A 6395-nucleotide genomic window follows, 5' to 3' on the forward strand; every position below is an offset into this window, starting at 1 on the left:
GTACAAAATGGACTTATGCATTATAATTTGATTTAATTCAACATTATTTCTCTCTTAATAAAAAGGAGTATGATATCGAATCAGGGCTTATTTATAGATTGAGCAATACATTTACAAAATAGTTTCTTCCTTTTCTCGGAATATGGTTCCAATCCGCATAAGTGGAATACCATCGGTCAAAAATATTTTCTATCCCTATTTTAAAGGTCAGTCTGGTATTATCCCATTTGAATCCATATCCTAAAGCCGCATTATAAATAAGATAATCTGAAGTTTTTCCTTCTCCGTATTCAGGACTGTATTCATTTTTTTTACCGGCACCATTTATTCTGACTTCTGAAATGAAATCACTCTTCTTAAAAGTAAGTTGAGAAGTGTACATTAAAGGAGCTGTTAAAGGAATTGTATTTTTCTGTTTATCCTTTCCTAAACTATAAGAGATACGGTTATTCCATTCAAAATAATTCAAAAACCTATAATTAAATTGAAAATTGGTATTGAACAGGGAAACGTCGTGTATGTTCATATATAATTTAACCCCATTCGCTCCAATAGTCATAGAAGATAAAGAAGAATCTATTTTTCCGATGATATAATCAGGAAAATAGAAGTAATTCGCATCCAGACTTATATCAAAAGACTGCTTTTTCATTTTCAGGATCAAAGAAGTTTCTAATGATCTTTCTTTTTTAATTCCCGGATTTCCGATATAATCATACGCATCAAAACTATTAAATAAATAAAAACCATAGGCTTCTGAAACAGAAGGTGCTCTTTCCCCATATCCACCTCCGGCAGATACATACCAGCCGTCTTTAGAATAACGGTAATAGGCTGAACCTTTTATCAGGAACCGTTCTTTATCCTTATTCATATCGGGATAAAATATCTGCAGGCTTTTTAATCCGAAATCACTTTGAAGACTTTCTTTCTGAGCACTTATCCGGGAAGAAATATAAATTGAATTGTTTTCATTAATAAAATACTCATCTTCCAGATACAATCCCGTATTGAAAGTCCGGACATCGGGCCAGGTATACATAAACATCGCTTTTTCTGACGGATCAGCAGGGTACATGGTCATCTCAGCGAGAGACTGATTGTAATAACCTTCCCAGTTCACCATAAATGAATGCCTGCCTTTATTTCCTTTTATTTTTGAATAAAAACCGTACGTTTTACTCCAGCCTGGCATATCCATATGGATCGCAATATTCGGACGCTTAGTATCATCCATGACATGGGTAATATCATTAAAATAAACTTTCGTTTCCCATAAAGAAATCAAGTCTGATATCTTTTCCTTTTTATAAGTAAGAGAACCAATCCATGCTCTGGCCGACTTTACATCCATAGGTAATGCAGGGTATCCTACATTTGAAGCATCATCATAGATGAAAGAGCCCTCCAATGTTCTTGACTTTTTTAAATCAACTCCCAGATTGGCGTAAGCATTCCATTTTTCAAATTGGGAAAAATCAACTTCCTGATGATTTCCCGCCGAATAATTCTCACTTTTCCTGTGAAATATTCCAAAGTTAGTATAAAACCGGGAAGAAGAATAGGATACATTTCCTCCATTGCTATGATAATTGCCATTCGATTCATAGCCTGTAACAAGAGAAGAATTCCACTTCCGATCTGAAAATCCGGTTTTATTAAGCTGCAGATCGATGTTCCCTCCGATATTATTTCCTCCATGCGGGCCACCTTCCAGCCCTGAAGATATAGCAATCTGATTCAGGTTTGATATTTCTACATAAGAGGTCACAGGGTCCATCTTATCAGTACATGCATTGAAAATCTTCATTCCGTCTATGGTTACGGAAGTTCTTTCCGTAGTCATATTATTAAGAACAGGCTCCCATGCATAATTACCTCTTTTAATCATCCGGATCTTACCTGAGTTCTCCATGTATTCATCAAGTGATGACAGAGGTTTAGATTCTTTTCGCAGATCTACTCCTCTTTGCCCCATAATGGTAATACGTTCAATATTTCCTGTGAGAATGGAATCTTTTGTTTGGGCATATAACGGAATCTGGGCAATACATCCCAGCAAAATAACAACCTTTTTCATCTCCTAAAATTCTACTTCAAAATACAGACTGCTTGAATCATTAGCAGCTGTCACTTCTTCACCTTTTAATACATTTCCTTCTGAACTTAAAACCATGAGATTAAGCTTCCAGTATCCTGTCATGGTAAGCGATACTTTTCCTTTATAAAATCCGGAAACTGAGTCAGAAATAAGAGCTGTATTATTAGGAGAGCTGTGATTTCCCATACCGGGCATTCGGGGATCAAGCTGTATTGTATAGCCATCGACCGGCAGGAAAGTATCCATATCCTGCATTTTAAAAAGGTATGCTGTCATATCATTCATACCTACCACAGGAGAAGATGGTCCTGTCATAGCAAGAACATAATTCTGATTATCTGCTCCTGTAAATACTTCAACATTTCTCTTAACGGCAGCATCTACCTGTATGGAATCTTTAAGCTGATAAGTCTGACCATTGAGTTTAAGGTTAAAAGTCAATTCCCAGTTTTCTGAATCATTTCCTGCCATTTGGAAAATGATAAATCCTTTGTAGTAGCTTTGATTACTGACTTTCTCTATAGTACTATAAGGGCAGGAGTGGGACATGGACATCATGTTCATCACGGGATGCCATGTCAGGCTCCCGTTATTAATAATTTCTCCTGTTGCTTTATTTTTTACCTGAAGATAGACTTCATTGTATCCGGTACTTAATTTACCCGTTGAATTAAAAATTGAAACAGTATAATTATTATCAGTTATATCCTGAATTTTAACCAAAGAAGGAGTCTCCGGTGAAACAGGAAGATCATTATCATCATTCCCGTTTTCACAGGAAAGAAGAAAAAGAGAAATTAAAAGACTGATAACCAAAACAGTATATTGATATATATTTTTCATGTTTGTAAAATGAATTTATTTATTAAATAGTAGATCTATAGCATGAAAGGCCTTCATACTAAAAATCATGATGGAAAACAGATGATATCTTCAAGAAAGATATCGATAAATAAAAACATTAAACGGTGGGAGGTTTGATCACCTGCGAATACAGAAAATATAGGTAAGAATCTTTATAGAAAAAATTCTTTTCTGTGAATGATAACTCTTGAGTTGTGTTTTGAAAGGTTAATCGTTCGGTTCCCAGAAAAGCATCAATAAATTTAAATCCGCCATTCATCTTTGAATTTTCTTCATTAGCTGTTTTTGCCATTTCTTTAGCAAGGTAACATTTACCATTACATTTTAAATCTGCTTTCTGCGCATTGACACATAAAACTTTAGAAATATAATCATAATTAAGGGCATAGTCCAATAAAGGGATTAATGGACGAAGAGACAGGAATAATGTTAAAAAAAATATGGAGAACCATCTCATACTGTAAATATAGTTCTTAATATCCTGTATAAAGAAAAAAAAGATATGATTTAAGACAGTTTTGTCATTTAATATAAAAATCCTTCTTCAGAATCTTTCTGAAAAAGGACAAAAACAATAACAAGTTTTATTTTATACTATAAATAATGAAGCTATAGCCTGCGCGTCACTTCCACTTAGAATTTCATCATATGCTGCGGAACCTGCAGGGGCTCCAAAAGTGGAAGCCGTATTATAGCCTGCCTGCTCTGTATTATCTTCTCCTGTATACACGGGATTAGTAGCCGAAGGCATATTTCCCCCGTCAGCCAATTCTATCCAGCCTTTATTAGCTCTCATTCTTCTTACTTGGGAAGCATGTCTGGCTTCTACAGAATGTATCTGCAAAGCAGCCTGTAAAACAGTTTTATTGGACATTACATTTCCAGCCTGCCCTTTATAAGCCCTGACACCTGTGTCTTCAAAAGCTTGGGCCAAAATAAGAAACTGATTATAATCACTAAAAGGAGAAAAATTTCCATTAGCAGTAAAATCAAAAGTGGGCTTAGCTCCCGGAGTTACTCCCATACTTGTCAAGACACTTTTCAAAAAATTAACATGAGCAGACTCATGCTTGGAAATTTGCATAAAAACAGTCCGGTCTGAACTAGGAATTAAACCAGCTGCAGACAGTCCCAGGCTGTAATATTCATTTTCAAGATATTCCAATACCAATGCTAGTTGAAGTGCGTCTGTGAGAGTACTTTTCATTACATTCTTTCTTTCATTTGGGTTAACAACATTTGCTTTGGCAGGACTGGAAAATATGACTCCTAATCCTAACGGAGCTGATGCTATAGCTGCTTTTTTTCCAAATTTGGAAATTTTGGAAATGGATACTGACCTTGAAGTTTCAGTGGTAAAAAACTTATCATCTGAGAGTTTATCTAATAATTTAAGAATATTCATAATAATAGATTTTGATGTTAAATAATTAATTGATTCCCTGTTCCTTCCAGGAAAAAGGTGTTTTTATAAACCCTCCCGCAGCCATCACAATATCTTTCGGCTCTTTGGCAAGATCCAAACCATTGGTATTAATTACATCATCTCCAGAAAAATCTGCTGAACCCGGGTTAATTAAATCGCGAATAGCTGAAGCATGTCTTGCTTCTACTGAAACTATCTTACCTGCAATAACAAGATAATTAACATTAGAAATATACTTTCCAGCCCCATTGTATGCTGCCACACCTGTATCTTCAAGAGCTTTAGCCGTTGCCAGCACAGAGTTTCTATCATTAAAATTTACACCCGAATATTGAAACTCCAATGTTGGTAACACATGAGAAGTTGCACCACTAATAGCTGCTTTAAAAAAATCCCTGTGAATTACTTCGTGATGGTAAAGATCGGTAAAAATTTGTTTTTCAATACTTGAGATACCCGAATAAAAATTATTAACCACTTTAGTGTAAAAGTCGGCCTCAAGCTGTTCAAGGGCGTAGGCATAGTTAAGAATTCCTACATCTCCTTCTCCAAGATCAAAAACAGGTTCAACAACCTCCATAAAATTATCATCATCATCACAGCCCATCAAAGTAAGACCTGCCATAGCAAGACCTACACCGCTTAATTTTAAAAAATTTCGTCTACTGGTATCCAAAGTAACACCACGGTTAGAAACTTGAATGTCTTTTTTCATAATAGTTATTTTTAAATATTTGGTTTTCAATAAAAAAACAATACAAAGTTCATTGTATTGTTTTTTAACTTTATGGCATAAGAACCGTATCTATTACATGGATAACTCCATTAGATTGATTAACATCTGCAATAGTAACTTTAGCAGTGTTACCCTTAGTATCTTTTACATAAAGATCTTTGCCTTTTGTCCAGAAAGTAAGCTCTTCACCTTGTACAGTTTTCATTTTACTCATTCCATTACCGGCTTTTACTGATGCCCAAATTTGTTTTGCGCTGTATCTTCCCGGAAGAACATGGTAGGTTAATATCTGGGTTAGTTTTTCTTTATTTTCAGGTTTTACAAGTGTCTCCACTGTCCCTTTAGGAAGCTTTGCAAATGCTGCATCCGTGGGTGCCAATACGGTAAATGGTCCTGCACTTTCCAAGGTCTCTACCAAACCCGCTGCTTTTACAGCTGCAACCAGTGTTTTATGATCCTTAGAATTAACTGCATTTTCTATAATATTTTTAGAAGAATACATTGGAGCTCCTCCCACCATTACTGTTTTTTCTTTTAGCATTTGTGCTGATACCTTCCCGCTAAAAGCAAATGAGAAACTCATTAATACTAATACCGCAATTTTGGATTTTGTTTTCATTGTCTTTGATTTTTTTTAATTAATAATATTTGATCTTTGTTCTTAATGGCATTTACGACAAGTATGTTATTTTTAGATTTAAAAAGTTTAAAATAAAAACATAAAAAACTGTTAAACAGTTACTTATTTTTTAATCCGAGAATAAAATCCAAACAGATCGAGTTCATACAAAAACGTTTTCCGGTAGGCTGTGGTCCATCTTCAAATACATGTCCTAAATGAGATAAACATCTTCCACATAAAACTTCAGTTCTTACCATGTTATAAGAGGTATCCTTCCTATAAATAACACTTTTATTACGAACAGGCATATAAAAAGAAGGCCACCCACAGGTAGTTGCAAATTTTGAGGTTGAAAGAAAGAGTGCATTTCCACAAACAGCACAGTAATAAGTCCCTTTTTCATCAAACTCATAATATTTACCCGTAAAAGCTGTCTCAGTAAGTCCTTCCCGGGCGACCTTATAAAGCTCGGGTTTCAATATTTTCTTCCATTCCGAATTACTTACTTTAAGCTTGGTTAGATCAGTATGTGAATAATAAGGATTTTTAATTTTGAAGTTTCCATAATCTTGCGCCGATAGCTTTCCCATTCCTATAATAATCAGAGAAAAAAAGCTCAAAAATAGTTTTGTAATAATATTATTCA

Annotated in this window: 7 protein-coding genes; all 7 read right to left on the bottom strand. The window is 34.8% G+C overall.

Translation table 11 applies throughout. The annotated features are described in order from the left end of the window. Positions 1–91 precede the first annotated feature (91 nt). A complete protein-coding gene (locus Q0A18_RS01505) occupies positions 92–2080 on the bottom strand; it encodes a TonB-dependent receptor (RefSeq protein ID WP_292008399.1) in 1989 nt (662 codons plus the stop codon). 3 nt (positions 2081–2083) lie between these two features. After that, on the bottom strand, positions 2084–2944 hold the full coding sequence (locus tag Q0A18_RS01510; RefSeq protein ID WP_292008400.1) for a hypothetical protein: 861 nt from the start codon (positions 2942–2944) through the stop codon (positions 2084–2086). 118 nt (positions 2945–3062) lie between these two features. Then, positions 3063–3422 carry a hypothetical protein gene (locus Q0A18_RS01515; protein ID WP_292008401.1) on the bottom strand — a complete coding sequence of 120 codons (360 nt, stop codon included), beginning with the start codon at positions 3420–3422 and terminating at the stop codon, positions 3063–3065. A gap of 132 nt (positions 3423–3554) precedes the next feature. Continuing rightward, positions 3555–4370 (bottom strand): ferritin-like domain-containing protein, encoded by an 816-nt coding sequence (locus tag Q0A18_RS01520; protein ID WP_292008402.1) that lies wholly within the window; start codon positions 4368–4370, stop codon positions 3555–3557. 25 nt (positions 4371–4395) lie between these two features. Beyond that, the gene (locus Q0A18_RS01525) at positions 4396–5106 is read right to left on the bottom strand and encodes a ferritin-like domain-containing protein (protein WP_292008403.1); all 711 of its coding nucleotides are present in this window, start codon (positions 5104–5106) and stop codon (positions 4396–4398) included. A 70-nt stretch (positions 5107–5176) separates the two neighbouring features. Then, positions 5177–5746: a fasciclin domain-containing protein gene (locus Q0A18_RS01530; RefSeq protein WP_292008404.1), complete on the bottom strand. Its 570-nt coding sequence runs from the start codon at positions 5744–5746 to the stop codon at positions 5177–5179. 119 nt (positions 5747–5865) lie between these two features. Then, the gene (gene msrB / locus Q0A18_RS01535) at positions 5866–6339 is read right to left on the bottom strand and encodes a peptide-methionine (R)-S-oxide reductase MsrB (protein ID WP_292008405.1); all 474 of its coding nucleotides are present in this window, start codon (positions 6337–6339) and stop codon (positions 5866–5868) included. Between the last annotated feature and the right edge of the window lie 56 nt (positions 6340–6395).

It is taken from the genome of Chryseobacterium sp. (assembly GCF_022712095.1).
In the GTDB taxonomy this organism is placed as follows: Bacteria; Bacteroidota; Bacteroidia; order Flavobacteriales; family Weeksellaceae; genus Chryseobacterium.

Excerpts from the sequence above, each read along its gene's own strand:
- Q0A18_RS01505 (WP_292008399.1), bottom strand. The coding sequence starts at position 2,080 with ATGAAAAAGGTTGTTATTTTGCTGGGATGTATTGCCCAGATTCCGTTA.
- Q0A18_RS01510 (WP_292008400.1), bottom strand. The coding sequence starts at position 2,944 with ATGAAAAATATATATCAATATACTGTTTTGGTTATCAGTCTTTTAATT.
- Q0A18_RS01515 (WP_292008401.1), bottom strand. The coding sequence starts at position 3,422 with ATGAGATGGTTCTCCATATTTTTTTTAACATTATTCCTGTCTCTTCGT.
- Q0A18_RS01520 (WP_292008402.1), bottom strand. The coding sequence starts at position 4,370 with ATGAATATTCTTAAATTATTAGATAAACTCTCAGATGATAAGTTTTTT.
- Q0A18_RS01525 (WP_292008403.1), bottom strand. The coding sequence starts at position 5,106 with ATGAAAAAAGACATTCAAGTTTCTAACCGTGGTGTTACTTTGGATACC.
- Q0A18_RS01530 (WP_292008404.1), bottom strand. The coding sequence starts at position 5,746 with ATGAAAACAAAATCCAAAATTGCGGTATTAGTATTAATGAGTTTCTCA.
- msrB (WP_292008405.1), bottom strand. The coding sequence starts at position 6,339 with ATGGGAAAGCTATCGGCGCAAGATTATGGAAACTTCAAAATTAAAAAT.